The 18,598-nt window shown below is 45.3% G+C and carries 16 protein-coding genes and 1 pseudogene; 6 read left to right on the forward strand and 11 right to left on the reverse strand.

The window, feature by feature from the left end; all coding sequences use genetic code 11:
- Window positions 1-75: 75 nt before the first annotated feature.
- The 3 genes from OSCI_RS15445 (at window position 76) to OSCI_RS15455 (ending at window position 3,223) form a co-directional block, all read left to right on the forward strand.
- Entirely contained in the window at window positions 76-2,394 is a 2,319-nt protein-coding gene (locus OSCI_RS15445) for a HEAT repeat domain-containing protein (RefSeq protein WP_007355950.1), read from the forward strand.
- 83 nt (window positions 2,395-2,477) lie between these two features.
- Window positions 2,478-2,756 (forward strand): hypothetical protein, encoded by a 279-nt coding sequence (locus tag OSCI_RS15450; RefSeq protein ID WP_007355951.1) that lies wholly within the window; start codon window positions 2,478-2,480, stop codon window positions 2,754-2,756.
- Between the two features lie 2 nt (window positions 2,757-2,758).
- Window positions 2,759-3,223 (forward strand): HNH endonuclease, encoded by a 465-nt coding sequence (locus tag OSCI_RS15455; protein ID WP_007355952.1) that lies wholly within the window; start codon window positions 2,759-2,761, stop codon window positions 3,221-3,223.
- A 23-nt stretch (window positions 3,224-3,246) separates the two neighbouring features.
- Here the strand turns inward: OSCI_RS15455 and OSCI_RS15460 are convergent, their stop codons facing one another.
- Together OSCI_RS15460 and OSCI_RS15465 are read right to left on the reverse strand one after the other, a co-directional pair.
- Window positions 3,247-3,834 carry a Uma2 family endonuclease gene (locus OSCI_RS15460; protein ID WP_007355953.1) on the reverse strand — a complete coding sequence of 196 codons (588 nt, stop codon included), beginning with the start codon at window positions 3,832-3,834 and terminating at the stop codon, window positions 3,247-3,249.
- Between the two features lie 82 nt (window positions 3,835-3,916).
- Window positions 3,917-4,387, reverse strand: coding sequence for a hypothetical protein (locus tag OSCI_RS15465; protein WP_007355954.1), 471 nt, complete (start codon window positions 4,385-4,387; stop codon window positions 3,917-3,919).
- Window positions 4,388-4,521: 134 nt separating this feature from the next.
- Here OSCI_RS15465 and OSCI_RS15470 point away from each other — a divergent pair, with 134 nt between their 5' ends.
- A complete protein-coding gene (locus OSCI_RS15470) occupies window positions 4,522-4,734 on the forward strand; it encodes a helix-turn-helix domain-containing protein (protein WP_007355955.1) in 213 nt (70 codons plus the stop codon).
- Window positions 4,735-4,779: 45 nt separating this feature from the next.
- On the opposite strand, the gene OSCI_RS15475 is transcribed toward OSCI_RS15470, so the two are convergent.
- The 5 genes from OSCI_RS15475 to psaA all read right to left on the reverse strand — a co-directional run bounded on the left by OSCI_RS15475 (window position 4,780) and on the right by psaA (window position 10,453).
- A complete protein-coding gene (locus OSCI_RS15475; protein WP_007355956.1) occupies window positions 4,780-4,983 on the reverse strand; it encodes a hypothetical protein in 204 nt (67 codons plus the stop codon).
- On the reverse strand, window positions 4,980-5,324 hold the full coding sequence (locus OSCI_RS15480; protein WP_007355957.1) for a hypothetical protein: 345 nt from the start codon (window positions 5,322-5,324) through the stop codon (window positions 4,980-4,982). The genes OSCI_RS15475 and OSCI_RS15480 overlap by 4 nt, the downstream gene beginning before the upstream one ends.
- Before the next feature lie 34 nt (window positions 5,325-5,358).
- Window positions 5,359-5,640 (reverse strand): hypothetical protein, encoded by a 282-nt coding sequence (locus OSCI_RS15485; RefSeq protein ID WP_007355958.1) that lies wholly within the window; start codon window positions 5,638-5,640, stop codon window positions 5,359-5,361.
- A gap of 181 nt (window positions 5,641-5,821) precedes the next feature.
- Window positions 5,822-8,047, reverse strand: coding sequence for a photosystem I core protein PsaB (psaB, locus tag OSCI_RS15490; protein ID WP_007355959.1), 2,226 nt, complete (start codon window positions 8,045-8,047; stop codon window positions 5,822-5,824).
- Between the two features lie 111 nt (window positions 8,048-8,158).
- A complete protein-coding gene (psaA, locus tag OSCI_RS15495) occupies window positions 8,159-10,453 on the reverse strand; it encodes a photosystem I core protein PsaA (protein ID WP_007355960.1) in 2,295 nt (764 codons plus the stop codon).
- Between the two features lie 432 nt (window positions 10,454-10,885).
- Between psaA and OSCI_RS31015 the strand changes: the two genes are divergently transcribed.
- The gene (locus OSCI_RS31015; RefSeq protein ID WP_007355961.1) at window positions 10,886-12,184 is read left to right on the forward strand and encodes a hypothetical protein; all 1,299 of its coding nucleotides are present in this window, start codon (window positions 10,886-10,888) and stop codon (window positions 12,182-12,184) included.
- A gap of 28 nt (window positions 12,185-12,212) precedes the next feature.
- On the opposite strand, the pseudogene OSCI_RS28555 reads toward OSCI_RS31015, so the two are convergent.
- Window positions 12,213-12,362, reverse strand: a pseudogene (locus OSCI_RS28555) (transposase); the annotation flags it as partial.
- A gap of 37 nt (window positions 12,363-12,399) precedes the next feature.
- On the opposite strand from OSCI_RS28555, the gene OSCI_RS15505 reads away from it, so the two are divergent.
- Complete coding sequence (locus OSCI_RS15505) at window positions 12,400-13,446, forward strand: glycoside hydrolase family 10 protein (RefSeq protein ID WP_007355963.1); 1,047 nt, start codon at window positions 12,400-12,402, stop codon at window positions 13,444-13,446.
- Between the two features lie 130 nt (window positions 13,447-13,576).
- Here OSCI_RS15505 and OSCI_RS15510 read toward each other — a convergent pair whose 3' ends face one another.
- From OSCI_RS15510 to OSCI_RS15520, 3 genes are all read right to left on the reverse strand, one after another.
- Entirely contained in the window at window positions 13,577-14,425 is an 849-nt protein-coding gene (locus tag OSCI_RS15510; RefSeq protein WP_007355964.1) for an SDR family NAD(P)-dependent oxidoreductase, read from the reverse strand.
- A gap of 44 nt (window positions 14,426-14,469) precedes the next feature.
- Window positions 14,470-15,294, reverse strand: a complete 825-nt coding sequence (locus OSCI_RS15515; protein WP_007355965.1) for an alpha/beta fold hydrolase — start codon at window positions 15,292-15,294, stop codon at window positions 14,470-14,472.
- Between the two features lie 98 nt (window positions 15,295-15,392).
- The coding region (locus OSCI_RS15520) for an efflux RND transporter permease subunit (RefSeq protein ID WP_007355966.1) at window positions 15,393-18,598 on the reverse strand (3,206 nt) is incomplete at its 5' end.

Below are 18,598 nucleotides of genomic sequence, written 5' to 3' on the forward strand. Positions count from 1 at the left end.
ATCTTCCCCTAGCCGGGTTCAATAGTTTATCATTGAAGTAACCCGCTTTGAGTCGCGAATCAGGAGAACCGTCAAATGCCAGATCCAATTTTGGGCTTGATTTTTGGGGACGCTTGGCAAGGGATGGTGGGAAGTAAAACCAATGAATCATTTAATCTTGCCTGGTTGATGGCGTTAAAAGCATTAGCAAAAGCAGGTAAAATTGTCAACCATTATTTAGAACAAGCACTTTTTCATCCGACATTTCAGGAATATTTTGCGGCGTTAGCGGTTGAGAATTGGCATTTTTTCCTGAATCATATTCCTGATAATCCGCAACATTCTGAAGCTCAATACCACATTTTTGAGAAGCAGTGGAAAGAAGTTATTTTGCTGTGGTTGGGTCGTGATGAGGTAGGTAAGGAGGAGAAAGAATCGTTTATTAAGGCGCTAGTTGAGTTTGAGGATAGGTGTGATAATTTTTATAATTATCGTGCATATTTTCTAGCGGCTGTCGGAATTACTGAGTTTAAGGATTGTCGTCTTGCTGATGAGATTGTGGGGCAAATTATTAAGTGGGGTTTTGGTTATTTTAATGAGGAAAAACAGCGGTGGCAGACATTTCCAGATCCACTTGCACAGGGAGCTAGGGAGATACTGAAAGAGACGGATCGGGAAAGGGTAATAGCACCTTTAGTTGAGTTAATCAACATTTCAGGTGATGAATATACCCGGTTGCTAGCCGCAGATAGCTTAGGGAAAATAGACAAAGATCACCCAGTGGCAATCGCAACTTTAGTTGAGTTAATCCGAACTTCAAATGATGAACATATTCCAGGACAAGCGGCACATAGCTTAGAGGAAATAGGTAAAGATAACTCAGTTGCAATCTCCGCTTTAGTTGAGTTGATATGCACTTCAGATGATTCAAATACTTGGTGGCTAGCAGGAGGTAGCTTAGAGGAAATAGGTAAAAATAACCCAGAAGCGATCGCATATTTAGTCGAGTTGATCGGTACTTCAGGTGATGAAGATACCAGGTCACGAGCGGTAGATTGCTTAGGGAAAATAGGCAAAGATAACCCAGTGGCGATCTCCACTTTGGCTGAGTTAATCCGCACTTCAGGTAATGAAATTACCCGGAGGCGATCGCTTCAAAGTTTAGGGGAAATAGGCAAAGATAACCCAGTGGCGATCGCCGCTCTAGTTGAGTTAATTGGCGCTTCAGGTAATCAATATACCCGGATGCGAGCCGCAGAAAGCTTAGGAAAAATAGGTAAAGATAGCCCTGAAGCGATCGCCGCTTTAGTTGAGTTAATCCGCACTTCAAGTTATAAAGATACCCAGAGGGAAGCGGTATATAGCTTAGGAAAAATAGGTAAAGATAGCGTAGAAGCGATCTCCGCTTTAGTTCACTTAATCCGCACTTCAGATGATGAATTTATCGGGTGGCCAGCGCTTCAAAGTTTAGGGAAAATAGGCAAAGATAACCCACTTGCGATCTCCACTTTAGTTCACTTAATCAGCACTTCAGGTAATGAAATTACCCGGTACATAGCAGCATATAGCTTAGGAAAAATAGACAAAGACAACCCACTTGTAATCTCCGCTTTAGTCGATTTAATACGAAATTCAGGTGATAGATGTATAGGGAAAAGAGCGGTAGAAAGCTTAGAGGAAATAGGCAAAGATAACCCACTTGCAGTCGCAGCTTTAGTTGAATTAATCCGTACTTCAGGCAATGAAAGTACCCGATGGGCGGCGGCAGAAAGCTTAGGAAAAATAGACAAAGATAACCCAGTTCCGGCCGCAGCTTTAGTCGATTTAATCCGTAATTCCTCACCTGAATTTACCCGATGGCTACCATCATATAGCTTGGGGGAAATAGGCAAAAATAACCCTGAAGTGATATCCACATTAGTCGATTTAATCCGCAATTCATGTGATGAATTTACTCGAAGAATATCGGTAGCTAGCTTAGGGAAAATAGCCAAAGATAGCCCTGTTGCGATCGCCGCTATAGTTGAGTTAATCCGCAATTCTGGTGATGAGTTTACGCGGATGCAAGCAGCAGAAAGCTTAGTGGCAATAGACAAAGATAATCCAGTGCTGATCTCCGCTTTAGTCGATTTAATCCTAACTTCAGATGATGAACATATTCCGGGACAAGCGGCATATAACTTAGTGGAAATTATGAAAGGTCAACACTTCGCCACCGCAGTCTCAGGATTGAAAAATTGCCTAACTTCCGAACTATACGAAAATGATTTTAATCGCTATGAAAACTGCTACAAAGTCATCTGGAACTGCGCCCAAAATATGACTTACCCAGACTTTTATCAAGCATGGTACACTCAACCCACCCCCACCAATGCGCCAATACCCGACAACACTCGATCAACAGAATTCGATTGATGCGATCGCATGAAGAGTAAAAAGTAAAGTGCGATCGCACTTAGAGTTACAATAAACCTAGAAAGTATTTTCTCCTATTTCCTATGACCATTAATATCTTACCAAAACTTGACAACTTACCATCATCTCTACCGATAGAAGGTGCAGTTAGGATTGAGTTAGAAGAAGGAATACCCGTTTTTCGAGCTACTAGCACAGTCCAAGATAAAATAGAAGAATTGCTCTTTAAACAGCAAAACTCTGCCCTAACTACCGCCGAAGAAAAAGAACTTGATTCCTATGAAGAAATAGATGATTACCTCAGTTTTGTCAACCGCACTATTCGCAATCTTTTTCTTACCCAAAGTCAGCAGGAGTTGTAGAATTGTCTTCTCGCCGCAAACTCAGTGAATCTATCCAAGAACAAGTACGTCAACGAGCTAATTATCTGTGCGAGTATTGTCATGCTTCTGAAAAATGGCAATATGTTCGCTTCACAGTAGAGCATATCATCCCAATAGTTCAAGGTGGCGCTGATAACCTGGATAATTTAGCTTTAGCTTGCTTTCATTGTAACCGAAAAAAATCGGATAAAGTCACAGCTATAGATGTGGAATCAGGAGCAGAAGTTTCTCTATTTAATCCGCGCCAAAATATTTGGAACGAACATTTTATTTGGTCTGCTGACAGACTATTAATTATTGGTTTGACACCTATAGGAAGAGTTACAGTCAGTACATTATTTTTAAACCGGGAACGGGTGCTAAATATCCGCGCTGCTGACAAAGTTGTAGGTCGTCATCCGCCAGCAACCGATCCAATTAAAAGCGAAATTGACGTAAACTCGTAAAAATTAAAGTGCGATCGCACTTACTACAAAATGTATTGTAAATCCAGTACAAACCCTGGTAATACATCTTCACCTGAGAGATGAGTTGGCGATGATATCATCTCAACTTCTTGATTAGGCCGATAAATTTCTACTCGCCGATTTTGCCGATCTATCAACCATCCCAATCTAGCACCATTCTCTATATATTCTCTCATTTTACTCCTCAATTTTTCTAAAGAATCACTAGGAGAACGCAACTCGACTACAAAATCAGGACACAAAGGAGCAAATTTTCCTTGTTGTTCTGAAGTTAAAGCATTCCACCGTTCAATGCTAACCCAAGAAGCATCGGGAGAACGTTCTGCACCATTAGGAAGTTTGAAACCTGTCGAAGAATCAAAGGCTTTGCCTAGATTATTCTGGCGACTCCAACCTTGGAGTTGGTAAGTTATATCAATATTACGGTTGCCCGTGTCACTTCCGGTTGGCGGCATAATAATCAATTCTCCTGTGGCTGTACGTTCAAATTGTAAATCGCGGTTGTTTTGACAGAGTTGGAAAAATTGCTCATCTGTCAATTCAATGTTTAATTCTAGCGGAGTTGTTAAGGTGATAGTTGCTGTGTTCATAATTTATATATCTGTGCTATCTATAGTTTATCTTAAACATTGCCGATCGCGCTTTAGTCGAAGTCAGGAAATGCCGCAAATCTCAAAAGTTTTCCCATCCAGATTTTTCTCTGGCATAAACATCTCTTAAATCCTGCAATATTTCTTGAGAAAACTCCGATTTGATTTTCCCAACTAACCTCCCCCACTCTTGCAAATCCTCGATTGAAGAAGCATTTTTAAACTGGTAAATATAAAATTTAACCCAAAATTCCGGCGCAATTTTACCTTTCCACCGTTTGCGCCACCGCCAAAAATCTTTGGTATCAGGTAATGTCACCCCCACTAGCGGCGGAAAATCCGCATAGCTAACAAATCGACTAATTCCCTTAGCATAAACATAGACAACGTGGCGGTAACAATCAATCCGATAAATCTCATCGAGTGAGATGTTGAATAGGAGAGCAACCGTTTCCTCAGTGACAAATCTCGCCAACGGATGCAAAACTGGCGATTTGTGAAGAATTTTTGAGCAGGCCAGAGGGCTTGATTTTGACAAAGATGCTGCTATCATGGTAGGTGCATTAGACAGATACTATCTGTCCTTATTAGGTTTTACAGGCGATCGCCCTTTAGTTTTCTACGCCGGAGAGCGATCGCTTTTTCAGATAAAATTATTGTAAAACGCAACTGCATTATTTGTCAAGCATGGGTTTAGTCAGAGTCAAAGTGCGAGAGTTAGCGGCTGAGAGAGGCTGGACATTTAAAGAAGTAGCTGAGCGATCGGGCGTGATTTACAGTACCATCACCAGCTACGCTCGTCGTTCAGAAATATCAATGGTTGATTTTACGGCCCTGCACAAGCTAGCGCGGGCGTTTGATGTGATGATTGAAGATTTAGTAGAGATTATTGAAGAATAGGCGATCGCGCTTTTGGTGAAGTGAGAGAATGCGATCGCCCTAATCTTAATCTTTAACAGCATCCGCCAACCGTTTCGCCTTTTCCCGACGGTGAACATTAATCGGACTATTGCGAATATCAGCCTCCACCATAGCAATCAGTTCATCTAAACTGAGGGTAAGAGCATCAAGTCTTTGACAGACACCTCGGAGATTTCTCACAGTCTTTTCAATTATTTCTGGTTCAGGGAGTTTAGGTTTTTCACTCATGGTAGGTTAAAATCCATTTTCGCTTCGCGGATAGTGGCTTCAACTGCATCAGCGTCAGCTTGTGCTAGCTCAATCGTTTGAGCTAATAAATTCAGCATAGCAGAAGAAGCCAATGGCTGTGATTCAGAAATCCGCAGCAGCAGTGTGTAGAAGCGAGAATAAGGATTTCTTAGCCGTTCAGCAGCATTTTGCAATTGCTCCAACACTGTAGCTGTCGCCTCCGTCTCCCCATATTGCTCAAAGATGGCAAATTCTGCCGCCTTAGCTTCATCAATTCCTGCCAAAAGCCTTGCCTGTAAATTTAAAATAGTTGCTATTGTTTCCTGCGGTAACTTCGCCATAGAAAAATACTCACGATTTACGTACTGACTAGGTTTATAGAAGCCCATTTTCTAGTTCTTCTAGATAGATAAATTCAGGTGCTTTGACACCAGCTTTTTTTCTAATTTCTACCAATTCCGGCGATTCAAAAAACTTTCTTGCACGCTCTAAAGATAACCATTTTGAAAAGTGAACAATATGATTTGCATCATCGTCGTACTTTAATAGTTGATAACTTACTTCTCCTGCATCCTTTCTAATCTTTGCTGCTCCATCGAAGATAGTTTTCCATGCTGGGTAATCTTCTACTTGATGGATAATCAAAACGTATTGCACAATAATTTATTTTTGTAGCGTGAACCTAACTTAAATAATTTTACCTCAATTACCATTTTCTTAACTTTCTTAGGACTGTCCTGTTTCTGTCAATTTTCCACTTTCCACCAACAAACCAAACAAAATCCCCCGCCGAAAGGCAGGGGATTTGTTCAATTACCTACAAAACCAGACTTCAGAATTACCCGAATTTCCCGGCCGTCGAGGCAATTACAAAGGCCGCGTAAGTGAAGACAAAGCCAACTGCAAAGTGAGCTAAACCAACTACGCGAGCTTGCACAATTGACAGAGCCACTGGCTTGTCCTTCCAGCGAACCAAGTTCGCCAAAGGAGTACGCTCGTGAGCCCAAACAATCGTCTCGATCAACTCTTGCCAATAACCACGCCAAGAGATCAAGAACATGAAACCAGTTGCCCAAACCAAGTGTCCGAATAAGAACATCCAGGCCCAAACAGACAAGTTATTCGTTCCAAACGGGTTATAACCGTTGATCAACTGAGAGGAATACAGCCAGAGGTAATCGCGGAACCAGCCCATCAGGTAGGTAGAAGACTCATTGAACTGAGCCACATTACCTTGCCAGATGCCCAAGTGTTTCCAGTGGAAGTAGAAAGTCACCCACGCGATCGTATTCAGCATCCAGAACGCCGCTAGATAGAAGGAATCCCATCCAGAGATGTCGCAAGTACCGCCACGACCGGGGCCGTCGCAAGGGAAAGCATAGCCGAAATCTTTCTTATCCGGCATCAGCTTAGAACCGCGAGCGTCCAGAGCGCCCTTGACTAAGATCAAGGTAGTGGTGTGCAAGCCAAGTGCGATCGCATGGTGAACCAAGAAATCGCCAGGGCCAATTGCCAAGAACAGAGAGTTGGTACCGCTATTGATTGCCTCTAGCCAGCCTGGTAACCAGACATTAGCGTAGTTTGGCCATGCGGTGGAAGCGATGCTATCTGGATTGGACAACAGCACGTCCATACCATACAGAGCCTTACCGTTAACAGATTGTACGAACTGAGCAAATACTGGCTCAATCAAAATCTGCTTCTCAGGAGTGCCAAAAGCAACAACTACGTCGTTGTGAACGTACAGACCGAGAGTGTGGAAGCCCAAGAACAGCGAGACCCAGCTCAAGTGAGAGATAATCGCTTCTTTGTGCTGCAACACGCGGTAAAGCACGTTGCCTTTGTTTTGTTCGGGATCGTAGTCCCGCACCAGGAAGATCGCACCGTGAGCAAAAGCGCCCAGCATGATGAATCCAGCGATGTACTGGTGGTGCGTGTACAGCGCCGCCTGAGTGGTGTAATCCCTAGCTATAAAAGCGTAAGGAGGTAGCGAGTACATATGCTGCGCCACGAGGGAAGTAATTACCCCTAGAGCAGCCAAGTGCCAGCCTAACTGGAAGTGCAGAGAGTTGTTGTAGGTCTCATAAATGCCTTGGTGAGGCATATTGAAAGGGCCTTCAACTTTCTTACCAAAGAACTCTTTGGAATCGCACATTTCTTTGATGCTGTGACCGATACCGAAGTTCGTCCGGTACATATGACCAGCAACAATGAACAGAACTGCGATCGCCAAGTGGTGGTGAGCAATGTCAGTCAGCCACAACGATTCAGTCTGAGGGTGGAAACCACCCAAGAAAGTCAGAATTGCAGTTCCAGAACCTTGTGCAGTACCGAAGACATGACCCGCAGTGTCAGGGTTTTCGGCGTAAACGCCCCAGTTACCCGTAAAGAACGGAGCCAAGCCAGCGGGGTGAGGCAGCGTAGACAGGAAGTTATCCCAGCCAACGTGCTGACCGCGAGATTCAGGAATAGCGACGTGAACCAAGTGACCCGTCCAGGCCAAAGAGCTGACACCGAACAAACCAGCCAAGTGGTGGTTGAGGCGAGATTCAGCATTCTTAAACCAAGACAAGCTGGGGCGGAACTTGGGTTGAAGGTGCAGCCAACCTGCAAACAACAACACAGCAGACAGCACCAGCAGGAAGATAGCTCCTTGATACAAGTCAGCGTTTGTCCGCATCCCTTGGGTGTACCACCAGTGGTACACCCCAGAGTAAGCAATATTCACCGGATTAGAAGCACCTGCTTGGGTGAAAGCATCTACTGCCGGAGCACCGAATTGCGGGTCCCAAATCGCGTGAGCGATGGGGCGGACATTTAGAGGGTCTTTAATCCACTGTTCAAAGTTACCTTGCCACGCTACGTGGAACAGGTTGCCGGAAGTCCAGAGGAAAATGATCGCTAGGTGGCCGAAGTGGGAGGCAAAAATCTTTTGGTAAAGATTTTCCTCGGTCATGCCGTCATGGCTTTCAAAGTCGTGGGCTGTCGCAATCCCGTACCAGATCCGACGAGTAGTTGGATCTTGAGCAAGGTCTTGGCTAAATTTTGGAAATTTTGTTGCCATAAGCCTTGATTAATGCTGAATCCTGAAGGTTGAATGGATTCGGGTGCGGATTTTGGATTCTAGATTTTGCAAACTATCCAAAATTCCAGAATCCAAAATCTAGGGGGTAGTTTAGCCTACCGAACACATGCGGGCTAGGAAGAACGCCCACGTAGTGACAATTCCTCCCAAGAGGTAGTGAGCTACCCCCACAGCGCGACCCTGAGTAATGCTCAGAGCGCGGGGCTGAATCGACGGAGCTACCTTTAGCTTATTATGAGCCCAAACAATGGACTCAATCAATTCTTGCCAGTAGCCGCGACCGCTGAACAGGAACATTAGACTAAAGGCGAAGACGAAGTGACCGCCCAAGAACAGCAAGCCATAAGCAGACAGCGCTGAACCGTAGGACTGAATCACCTGGGCTGCTTGTGCCCAGAGGAAATCACGCAGCCAGCCATTGATCGTGATCGCACCTTGTGCGAAGTTGCCGCCGGTGATATGAGAAATTGTACCGTCTGGCGCTACAGTTCCCCAAACATCTGACTGCATCTTCCAACTAAAGTGGAAAAGCACCACTGACAAGCTGTTGTACATCCAGAACAGACCCAGGAAGACGTGATCCCAGCCAGACACCTGACAGGTGCCGCCACGACCGGGGCCATCGCAAGGGAACCGGAAGCCCAAGTTGGCTTTGTCGGGAACCAAGCGAGAGCTACGGGCGAACAGTACGCCCTTAAGCAGGATCAGAACAGTAACGTGGATGGTGAAAGCATGGATGTGGTGGATCAAGAAGTCCGCCGTACCCAGTGCGATCGGCATCATTGCTACTTTGCCGCCCACTGCTACCACCCCACCACCGAAAGCGTGACTAACGATTTCTTGGGCATTAGGGGCAGTATTGCCGGGAGCTAAGGTGTGAATACGTTGTATCCACTGAGCAAATACTGGCTGCAATTGAATCCCAGTATCCGAGAACATATCTTGAGGACGACCGAAAGCCCGCATTGTATCGTTGTGTACGTACAGACCGAAGCTGTGGAAGCCCAAGAAGATACAAACCCAGTTCAGGTGGGAAATAATCGCATCGCGGTGACGAATCACGCGATCCAGCAGGTTGTTAACGTGCTGGGTAGGAGTGTAGTCCCGCACCATGAAGATTGCCGCGTGAGCCGCAGCCCCAACAATCAGGAATCCGCCAATCCACATATGGTGGGTGAAGATAGATAACTGAGTTGCGTAGTCAGTAGCAATGTACGGATACGGAGGCATCGAGTACATATGCTGGGCGACGAGGATGCTCAAAGAGCCCATCCAAGCCAAGTTCCAAGACAGTTGGCAGTGCCAAGACTGGGTGAAGATTTCGTACATCCCTTTGTGGCCTTCGCCAGTAAAGGGGCCTTTGTGAGCTTCTAGAACTTCTTTAAAGCTGTGGCCGATGCCCCAGTTAGTCCGATAGAAGTGACCTGCGACGATGAACAACACTGCCAGAGCTAAGTGGTGGTGAGCTGTATCGCTCAGCCACAGACCGCCGGTAGTTGGGTTCAGACCGCCTTTAAAAGTCAGGAAGTCACTGTACGCTCCCCAGTTCAGCGTGAAAAATGGGGTTAGACCCTTAGCAAAGCTGGGGTAAAGATCCGCCATCAAGCTGGGGTTTAAAATCCACTCATGCGGCAGTGGAATGTCCCCAACTGTAGCGATTGTCTTCCCGCCGATGGTCAGAGGTTGACCAGCGTCGATCGCATCCATGCAAGCATTGATCGGTAGGGAAACGTGGATCTGCTGACCCGCATAACCCAAGCAACCACAACCAAGTAAACCTGCCAAGTGGTGGTTCATCATCGACTCCACATTCTGGAACCATTCCAGTTTGGGAGCTCTAACGTGATAGTGGAACCAACCTGCGAACAGCATTAAGGCTGCCATGACTAAAGCGCCGATGGCCGTGCAGTATAGCTGGTAAGAGTTTGTGATACCATTAGCTCGCCACAGTTGGAACAGACCAGAGGTGATCTGAATCCCGTGGAAGCCGCCGCCTACATCCCCATTTAAAATTTCTTGACCGAAAATTGGCCAAACCACTTGAGCGCTAGGCTTGATGCCTGTAGGGTTCGTTAACCAAGCTTCGTAATTGGAAAACTTTGCGCCATGAAAGTACGCTCCGCTTAACCAGACGAAGATCACGGCTAAGTGGCCGAAGTGAGCGCTAAAAATTTTGCGTGAAACGTCTTCTAAGTCGCTGGTATGACTGTCAAAGTCGTGAGCGTTAGCGTGCAGGTTCCAAATCCAGGTGGTGGTTTTGGGTCCCTTGGCTAGGGTGCGGTCGAAATGTCCCGGCTTAGACCACTTCTCGAAAGAAGTAGGTACTGGGTTGTTATCGACTGTCACTTTTACCTTTGCCTCTCGCTCTGGAGGACTAATTGTCATGCAGACTCTCCTCTCAATAAGACAAGGAACGAGAATTGATACTCCTCTCTCTGCTAGTGGCAGTTCAACCGCTTCGTTCGAGGGAGTTGATTATGAATTATAGACTCCCACATCTTCTGCATTGCGTGTGTTAACAATTATTAAAAAAACCTAAACAGTTCATCCTTCAAAGATTCTAGTTCCACAGCGAACTGAAAAAGTCAAGGGGTAATGCCATTAACTTTACAAAACTAAAAGTTCGGGAATCGGACAGAAGTGGGACTGGGGATAAAGTTAGGGTTATTTAGAGTTATAGGTTATGAGTTATCAGTTTTGAATTATGAAAAGATTATTGAACTCAACACTTAACACTTCACCAATTCAGAACTATCTTTCCTATTCACCCTTTTCAGCTATAGTTCCCTTATGCACAGGTTCTAGGAGAATGGCTGCGTGTTTGGCATCAATTGTTGGTGGATGGCTATGCGAAGGCTGCTGGCATCTTTGACGGCAGCGGTTTTAGTATTGAGTCTGGCTGGTTGCAGCGATCGCATTTCAGAATTGCCCAAATCGCTCCCCAATCGTACTTGGGCGGCAAGCAAGGCTCAAAAAATTTCAGAGGTTTCTCCCCCAGAAGCCTTTCAACAACTGCGTCAGACCCTCGAAATTTACCAGCCTCAAGTAAAGATATTGAGTCCGAGGCCAGATGAATTTCTGAAGGATAATACTGTTACAGTCAGATTCCAAGTTCAAGACTTGCCTATTTTCAAAGATGCTGACCTGGGTTTGGGCCCCCACCTGGAAGTCTTTCTAGATAACCAGCCTTACAAACAGATTTACAACATTGCCCAACCATTAGTTCTCTCCGATTTAGAACCTGGAACGCACACCCTACGAGCCTTTGCCGTCCGTCCTTGGGGTGAGAGCTTTAAAAATGAAGGCGCTTACGCTCAAACTACTTTTCATCTGTTCACCAAAACCCAAGACAATAATCCAGATCGAGCTTTGCCTCTGTTAACTTATAGCCAACCTCAAGGAAGCTATGGGGCAGAGCCAATTGGATTAGATTTCTACTTGACTAATGCTCCCCTACATTTAGTAGCCCAAGAAAATCCTCAAGATGAAATAGTTGACTGGAAGATTCGGGTCACAATCAACGGCGAAAGTTTCCTCACAGATGAGTGGCAAGCTATCTATCTTAAAGGCTTTACACCCGGCAAAAATTGGGTGCAAGTCGAATTTATAGACGAACAGGGAAACCCGGTTGAAAACGCCTTTAATAATACAGTTAGGGTAATTACCTATGAACCTTCAGGTCAAGATACCCTTTCTAAGTTAGTGCGAGGCGAACTAACTGCTGCTGATGTTGGTAGGATCGTCGATCCCCATTACACAGCTAAAATACCAGCACCAAAGCCAGAACCTGTTGTTCCTAAACCAGAACCAACCCCGGAACCAACCCCGGAACCAACGCCAGAACCTGTTGTTACTCCCGTACCAACGCTGCCAGAGATAATAGATAAAGCACCGATACCAGAAGTGCGATCGCCTGGAGAATCCCAGGATGCGGCTAAGCTTGTACCTGAACCGCAAGAAGTCACCCCAAAAACTGCTGCTGAGACTCCAAGGGAATCGCCTGTTGTGCCAAAGGCGATCGCACCACCTGCTGAAACCTTAATAGTACCTGAACAAACAGTTTCAGGGTCAGAAACTACGCCCGAACCTCATAATTCTGTCGAAACTGGAAGTTAATCAGAGTTATAGCAACCGCTTTCGTCGGTTAGGACACAAAACGTAAAACATCTTCGATCGCATCTCGTAAACAATCAAACTGAGCCAATTGTTTACGAATGCGATTTTTTAACCAAGACCAGCATTTCTCTATTTTGTTAAGGTCTGGGGAAACAGGATGTAAGTAAAGCAATTGACAGCTTAGACCTCACTCTTAGATCTCAAATGGGTTCTATATGGAAATCCGGGGTGTTTGGATACCGAATACTGATTGCAAGGTTCTTAATTCTAAGCAACGCATTAGTGAGGCTGTAGATTTTTTAGCAAGAACGGGATTTAATGTAATATTTCCTGTGGTTTGGAGTAAGGGTTTTACGGTTTATCCTTCTGAAATTATGAGGAAGGAATTTGGGGTTGAGATTGACTCGCGCTACAAAGGTCGCGACCCTTTAGCGGAAATGATTGTTGAGGCGAAACGGGTAGGAATTAAGGTAATTCCTTGGTTTGAATATGGATTTGTAAGTTCTTATAATCTTAATGGCGGCCATTTGTTGGCGAAGAAACCGGAATGGGAGGCGGTCGATCGTAATGGCAATTTGCTTAAGAAGAATAATTTTGAGTGGATGAATGCGTTAGATGGGGAAGTGCAGGATTTTTTGCTGAGTTTAGTGTTGGAAGTGGCGAAGAATTACGAGGTGGATGGGGTTCAAGGTGACGATCGCTTTGCACTTCCCTGTGAAGGTGGGTACGATGGTAAGACTGTTGAGCTTTACCGCCAGATGTGCGATCGCGATCCGCCGCAGAATGCTAAAAATGGGCAATGGTTACAGTGGCGTGCGGATATTATCACTGATTTTTTAGCTCGTCTGTATCGGGAGGTGAAAGCGATTAATCCAAATTTGTTGGTATCGATGTCGCCAAGTCCTTATGATTGGGGTTTGATTGAATATTTGCAAGATAGTAAAGCTTGGGTTGAGAGAAAGTTGGTGGATATGATTCACCCGCAATTATATCGGCGCGATTTTAATAGTTATAAACAACTGATCGATCGATTAGTTTTACAATTTAATTCTGAGCAATTGGAGTGTTTTTCTCCGGGAATTTTGTTGGTAAGTAGGGGTACGTCTTACCGAATTAGTCCTGAGCATTTGTTGCAGGCAATCGCTTACAATCGTGCTTGTGGAATTAAAGGTGAGACCTTCTTTTTTTACCAAGGTTTGCGAGATAATAATGATGAATTAGCTGAGGTATTGCGAAATGGGCCTTATGCAATCATTAATTAATATCCGAATTAAATGCGTAAAAGCTTAAATTATATTTTCCTAATTTTTAATAATTAATTCAACGCGGCGGTTTTTTTCCCTCCCAGCGGGGTTGTCTGAGCCATCTGGATTATTAAGTAGGTGTACCTAATTAAGCGTAAAATAGTAATGCTAATGGTGGAAAAATTTTAGTTTTCATCACAGCACCCCATTGAGCTTTTGCAGTAATTTTAATAGAAAGTAGCAGGTTTGGTTGCGGTTTTAATCTAGTCTTGAGAATTACATGACTCTCACACTTCAACTTCAAAACTCTCTGCTCAACGACGGCAGGGGCAATGTCCTGCGGCTGTCCGATTCGACCCAGGGGGGTTTGCGCTTCAGTTTGTTTGCGACCTTCGCTCTCAGCAATTCCCGCTGTCTGCGTACCTTCCGTTTCCACCATCCCAGGATTAATGGAATTGACGCGGATGTGGCGTGAACCGAGTTCTTTGGCGAGAGACTTTGTGATGGCATCAACGGCCGCTTTGGTAGCGCTATAAACTGAGGCGTTCGGGGGCGCGAGAGTGCTGACAACTGAACTAATATTGATAATGCTGCCGCCCTCTGGCCCGAAGAGCTTTACCCCTTGTTGTGAGGTGAGGATCAATCCCAGCACATTGAGGTCAAATTGCTTGTAGAAGTGTTCTTCCGTGATGCTTTCCAATGGGGAAAATTCATAAATACCAGCATTGTTGACCAAGATATCTAGCTTGCCGAATGCTTTTTGCGTTTCTGAAAAAAGATGTTCGATCTCTGCTTTTTTGGCAACATTTGCCTGGACTGCGATCGCCTTACCGCCATTGCTAACAATCTCATCAACCACGCGATCGGCCCCTTCTTTGCTGGATGAATAGTTAACGACAACTGCTGCACCTTCGGCTGCCAGATGTTTAGCGATCGCTGCACCAATACCTTTAGACGCACCTGTGACGACTGCGATTTTGCCTTCTAGTTTTTTCATGGTTATTAAGTGTTGTTCGTGAGTTCTCAGATCCGCGCATTGCATCAGGACTTGAGGAATTCCAGCAGGTCGGCGTTGAGTTGGTCTTTACTCGTGTCACCCAGACTATGCGACCCGCCCGGATATATCTTCAAAGTCGAATTCTTGACCAACTTCGCAGACAATAGGGCAGAAGCGCCAATCGGTACGATCTGATCGTCATCGCCATGAATAATCAGCGTTGGCACGTCGAACTTCTTCAAATCCTCGGTGAAATCTGTTTCCGAAAACGCCTTAATGCAGTCATAAGCGTTCTTATGACCAGCCATCATGCCTTGCATCCACCAGGACTGGATCAGGCCTTGAGAGACTTTGGCACCGGGCCGATTGAAGCCGAAAAACGGGCCGCTAGCCACATCGAGGAAGAACTGCGATCGGTCAGCCAAAAACGCGGCCCGAAAACCGTCAAAGACCTCAATAGGCAGGCCACCCGGATTCGCCTCCGTCTTGACCATGATCGGCGGTACTGCGCCCATGAGAACTGCTTTGGCAACCCGTGATGTTCCGTGTCGCCCGATAAACCGCGCTACTTCGCCACCGCCAGTAGAGTGTCCGATCGTCACCGCATCCTTAAGGTCGAGTGCCTCAAAGAGTTCCGCCAGATCGTCAGCGTAGGTGTCCATCTCATTGCCGTGCCAGGGTTGACTCGATCGCCCATGACCCCGACGATCGTGAGCGATGCAGCGATAACCGTGCGAGGCGAGAAAAAACATCTGCGATTCCCAAGCATCGGCACTCAGCGGCCAGCCGTGACTGAAGACAACGGGTTGTCCTGTACCCCAGTCTTTGTAATAGATTTGTGTACCATCCTTAGTAGCGATCGTGCTCATGGGGCTCCTATGTAAATTGTGCTAAAAGTTTCCCAGTCTGTATTTGATTGGGATAGTAAAGACGACTGCATCTGCGATCGAGACTGGATTCCTCCTTCCTAAAACGGTGACACTTTATCCCGTTTTTCCTCCTCTCGTAAATCAGTTTTTCCATCCAAACTCATGTTACCGTCTGGCGGATGTTGTGGCTGTTCGCGCTTCTTAAAGCGATCGCGAGCCGAGACAATCACCACATACAAAACCGGGACAATAAACAAACTCAAGAAAGTAGAAACAATCATCCCCCCTGCGACCGCATTCCCTAGCGATCGCCGACTTGCAGCCCCCGCACCTTCTGGGTTAACGAGGGGAGCAATACCTAAAATAAATGATAAAGAAGTCATCAAAATCGGTCGTAAACGCTCTTGAGCAGCTTCAACTGCTGCTTTAGCAACTGGATATCCCCGCTCCCGTAACTGGTTAGCAAACTCCACGATTAAGATCGCATTTTTACTTGCCAATCCAATCAACATCACCAAACCAATTTGGCAATAAACATCATTCGCTAAACCTCGCAACGACTGAGCTAAAAGAGCGCCTAAAATCGCCAACGGAACAGCAAGCAGAATAATGAAGGGATCGACATAGTTCTCATACTGAGCCGCCAAAACTAAGAACACAAAAATCAGCCCCAGACCGAAAATAATCGGTGCTTGACCTCCCGACTCAATTTCTTCTAAAGAAGTCCCCGACCATTCATAACCAAAACCTGCGGGTAAAACTTGAGCTGCCACCTTTTCCATCGATTTGATAGCCTGTCCAGAACTCGCTCCCGGAGCCGGCCCGCCGTTAATTTCAATTGACCTAAATAAATTGTAGTGGTTTACAGTTTGCGCTCCTACCACCGGAGTTAGCTTCACCAAATTGCTCAAAGAAATCATTTCATTTTTTCCTGAGCGGACGTACAATTTGCCAATATCTTCAGGATTAGCACGGAACTGTTTATCGGCCTGCACATATACCCGATAATTGCGCTGCTGGAGATTAAAATCATTCACATACTGGGAACCCAAAGCCGTTTGTAAGGTACTGAAAACATCATCAATGGGAATATCTAAAGCCTTAGCTCGATTGCGGTCAACTTCCACAATTAATTGAGGTGTATTCGCCGCAAATGTACTAAATACTGCTTGCAATCCCGGTGTTTGATTAGCCTGCTTTAAAATGCCACCCATGCTCTGAACTAGAGCATCTAAACCGCTATTACCTTTGCGGTCTTGCAATTGGAATTGGAAGCCTCCAAATTGACCTAATCCTTGAATTGCCGGCGGATTTACAGGAAAAACTCTAGCTTCTGGAATAGCTAAAAACTTGCCGCGTAACTGGCCAATAATTGCTTGTACAGTTTGCTCTTCTCCTTGACGTTCTTTCCAGGCTTTAAGCGTAGTAAATATAATGCCTTGGTTAGAAGTGCTGCCGCTAAAACCAAAGCCACCTACTGAAAATGTCCCGACAACTTCAGGAAGTTTGAGGATTTCTTGTTCTACTTGATCCATTACTTTCTGAGTGTATTGCAGCGAAACACCTTGGGGCCCTTGAATAATTGTCATAAAATAGCCCTGGTCTTCTTCCGGGATAAACGCTGTTGGTACTGACAAATAAAGCCAAGCTGTTACTCCCAAAGAAGCTATGAATGCGAGGGCGACAATAGTTTTAATTCCTGTTAGAAATATTAAGGATTGCCGATATTGCCGCTGCATCCAATCGAGACCGCTATTAACACGACCAAAAAACCAACCCACAGGGCCGCTAAACTTCTGCCCTGGCCGCAGTAATATAGCTGCAAGGGAGGGCGTGAGAGTAATAGCAATAAATGTAGAAAGCAGTACAGAAAAGGCAATTGTCAGCGCAAATTGTTTATAGAGTGCTCCCGTTGTTCCGGGAAAAAATGCCACTGGCACGAACACTGCCATCAATACTAAAGAAGTTGCAATTACAGCGCTAAAAAGCTCGCGCATTGACTCGAAAGCCGCTTGGCGGGGATTCATACCTTGGCGAATCAGACGATCTATATTTTCTACTACAATAATCGCGTCATCAACTACTAATCCCGTCGCCAATGTCAGACCAAACAGAGATAAGCTGTTAATCGTAAATCCGAAAACTTTGATAAAGGCAAATGTCCCAATCAAAGAAATTGGAATTGTGATGGTAGGAATAATAGTTGTGCGCCAGTCTTGCAAGAACACAAAAATCACTATCACCACTAGCAAGACTGCTTCAAATAATGTCTTGACTACTTCTGCCATCGACTCTTCTACGAATAAAGTCGTGTCTAGCGCTACTCTATGTATCAAACCGGGAGGGAAACCAACAGCGAGTCTTTCCATTTCTGCTTTGACTGCATGGGCAACATTCAAAGCATTACTTCCCGGCAGTTGGTAAATACCTAAACCTACTGCATCATTGCCGCGAAATCGCAGAAAAGAGTTGTAATTTTCTGCTCCAAGTTCTGCTCTTCCGACATCTTTTAATTTAACTAAGGTTCCATTTGCCTCAGTTTTTAAGACAATTTCTTCAAATTCTGCTGGATCTTTCAGACGACTTTCCGCACGCAAGTCAATTTGATACATTTGCCCCTGTGGAGCCGGTTCTTGACCAACTCTCCCAGCACCAACTTGTAAGTTTTGTTCGTTAAGTGACCGGGTTACATCTTGCATTGTCAAACCGCGCGCTGCTAATTTATTGGGATCGATCCACAAGCGCATTGCATAGCGTCTTTCCCCAAAAATTCGCACCTCGCCAACGCCTTTTACTCTCTTTAAGGCATCAGCTAAATAGAGGTCAGCGTAGTTGCTTAAAAATATGGTGTCGTATTCTTTATTTTCTGTAAATAAGCCGATGGCTAATAGCAGACTGGTAGATTGTTTTGTAACTCTAACTCCTGTGCGTTGTACGGCATCTGGTAGTTGTGGTTGAGCAACTGCCACTCGATTTTGAACATCGACGGCGGCGATGTCTTTGTTACGTGACGGGTCAAAGGTAGCTGTAATGGTGCTGGTACCATCGTTACTACTACTGGAAGTTAGATATTTGAGTCCTTCAACGCCGTTGATTTGCCTTTCTAGGATGTTAGTAACGGCGTTTTCGACAATTTCCGCACTTGCCCCACTATAGTTAGCATTGACGTTAATTTGGGTAGGGCTAATGTCGGGGAAGCGCTCGATAGGCAGGCTCGGAATACTAATTGCACCTACCAAAATGATAATTAAGGCGCAGACGCTAGCAAAGACCGGTCTTTTAATAAAGAAATCTGCAAACATTA

Origin of the sequence: Kamptonema sp. PCC 6506 (genome assembly GCF_000180455.1) — a bacterium.
Taxonomy (GTDB): Bacteria; Cyanobacteriota; Cyanobacteriia; order Cyanobacteriales; family Microcoleaceae; genus Kamptonema; species Kamptonema formosum.

What these genes read in the sequence shown, in the direction of transcription:
- OSCI_RS15445 (WP_007355950.1), top strand. Translation starts at nt 76, where the DNA reads ATGCCAGATCCAATTTTGGGCTTGATTTTTGGGGACGCTTGGCAAGGG.
- OSCI_RS15450 (WP_007355951.1), top strand. Translation starts at nt 2,478, where the DNA reads ATGACCATTAATATCTTACCAAAACTTGACAACTTACCATCATCTCTA.
- OSCI_RS15460 (WP_007355953.1), bottom strand. Translation starts at nt 3,834, where the DNA reads ATGAACACAGCAACTATCACCTTAACAACTCCGCTAGAATTAAACATT.
- OSCI_RS15465 (WP_007355954.1), bottom strand. Translation starts at nt 4,387, where the DNA reads ATGATAGCAGCATCTTTGTCAAAATCAAGCCCTCTGGCCTGCTCAAAA.
- OSCI_RS15470 (WP_007355955.1), top strand. Translation starts at nt 4,522, where the DNA reads ATGGGTTTAGTCAGAGTCAAAGTGCGAGAGTTAGCGGCTGAGAGAGGC.
- OSCI_RS15475 (WP_007355956.1), bottom strand. Translation starts at nt 4,983, where the DNA reads ATGAGTGAAAAACCTAAACTCCCTGAACCAGAAATAATTGAAAAGACT.
- OSCI_RS15480 (WP_007355957.1), bottom strand. Translation starts at nt 5,324, where the DNA reads ATGGCGAAGTTACCGCAGGAAACAATAGCAACTATTTTAAATTTACAG.
- psaB (WP_007355959.1), bottom strand. Translation starts at nt 8,047, where the DNA reads ATGGCAACAAAATTTCCAAAATTTAGCCAAGACCTTGCTCAAGATCCA.
- psaA (WP_007355960.1), bottom strand. Translation starts at nt 10,453, where the DNA reads ATGACAATTAGTCCTCCAGAGCGAGAGGCAAAGGTAAAAGTGACAGTC.
- OSCI_RS15505 (WP_007355963.1), top strand. Translation starts at nt 12,400, where the DNA reads ATGGAAATCCGGGGTGTTTGGATACCGAATACTGATTGCAAGGTTCTT.
- OSCI_RS15510 (WP_007355964.1), bottom strand. Translation starts at nt 14,425, where the DNA reads ATGAAAAAACTAGAAGGCAAAATCGCAGTCGTCACAGGTGCGTCTAAA.
- OSCI_RS15515 (WP_007355965.1), bottom strand. Translation starts at nt 15,294, where the DNA reads ATGAGCACGATCGCTACTAAGGATGGTACACAAATCTATTACAAAGAC.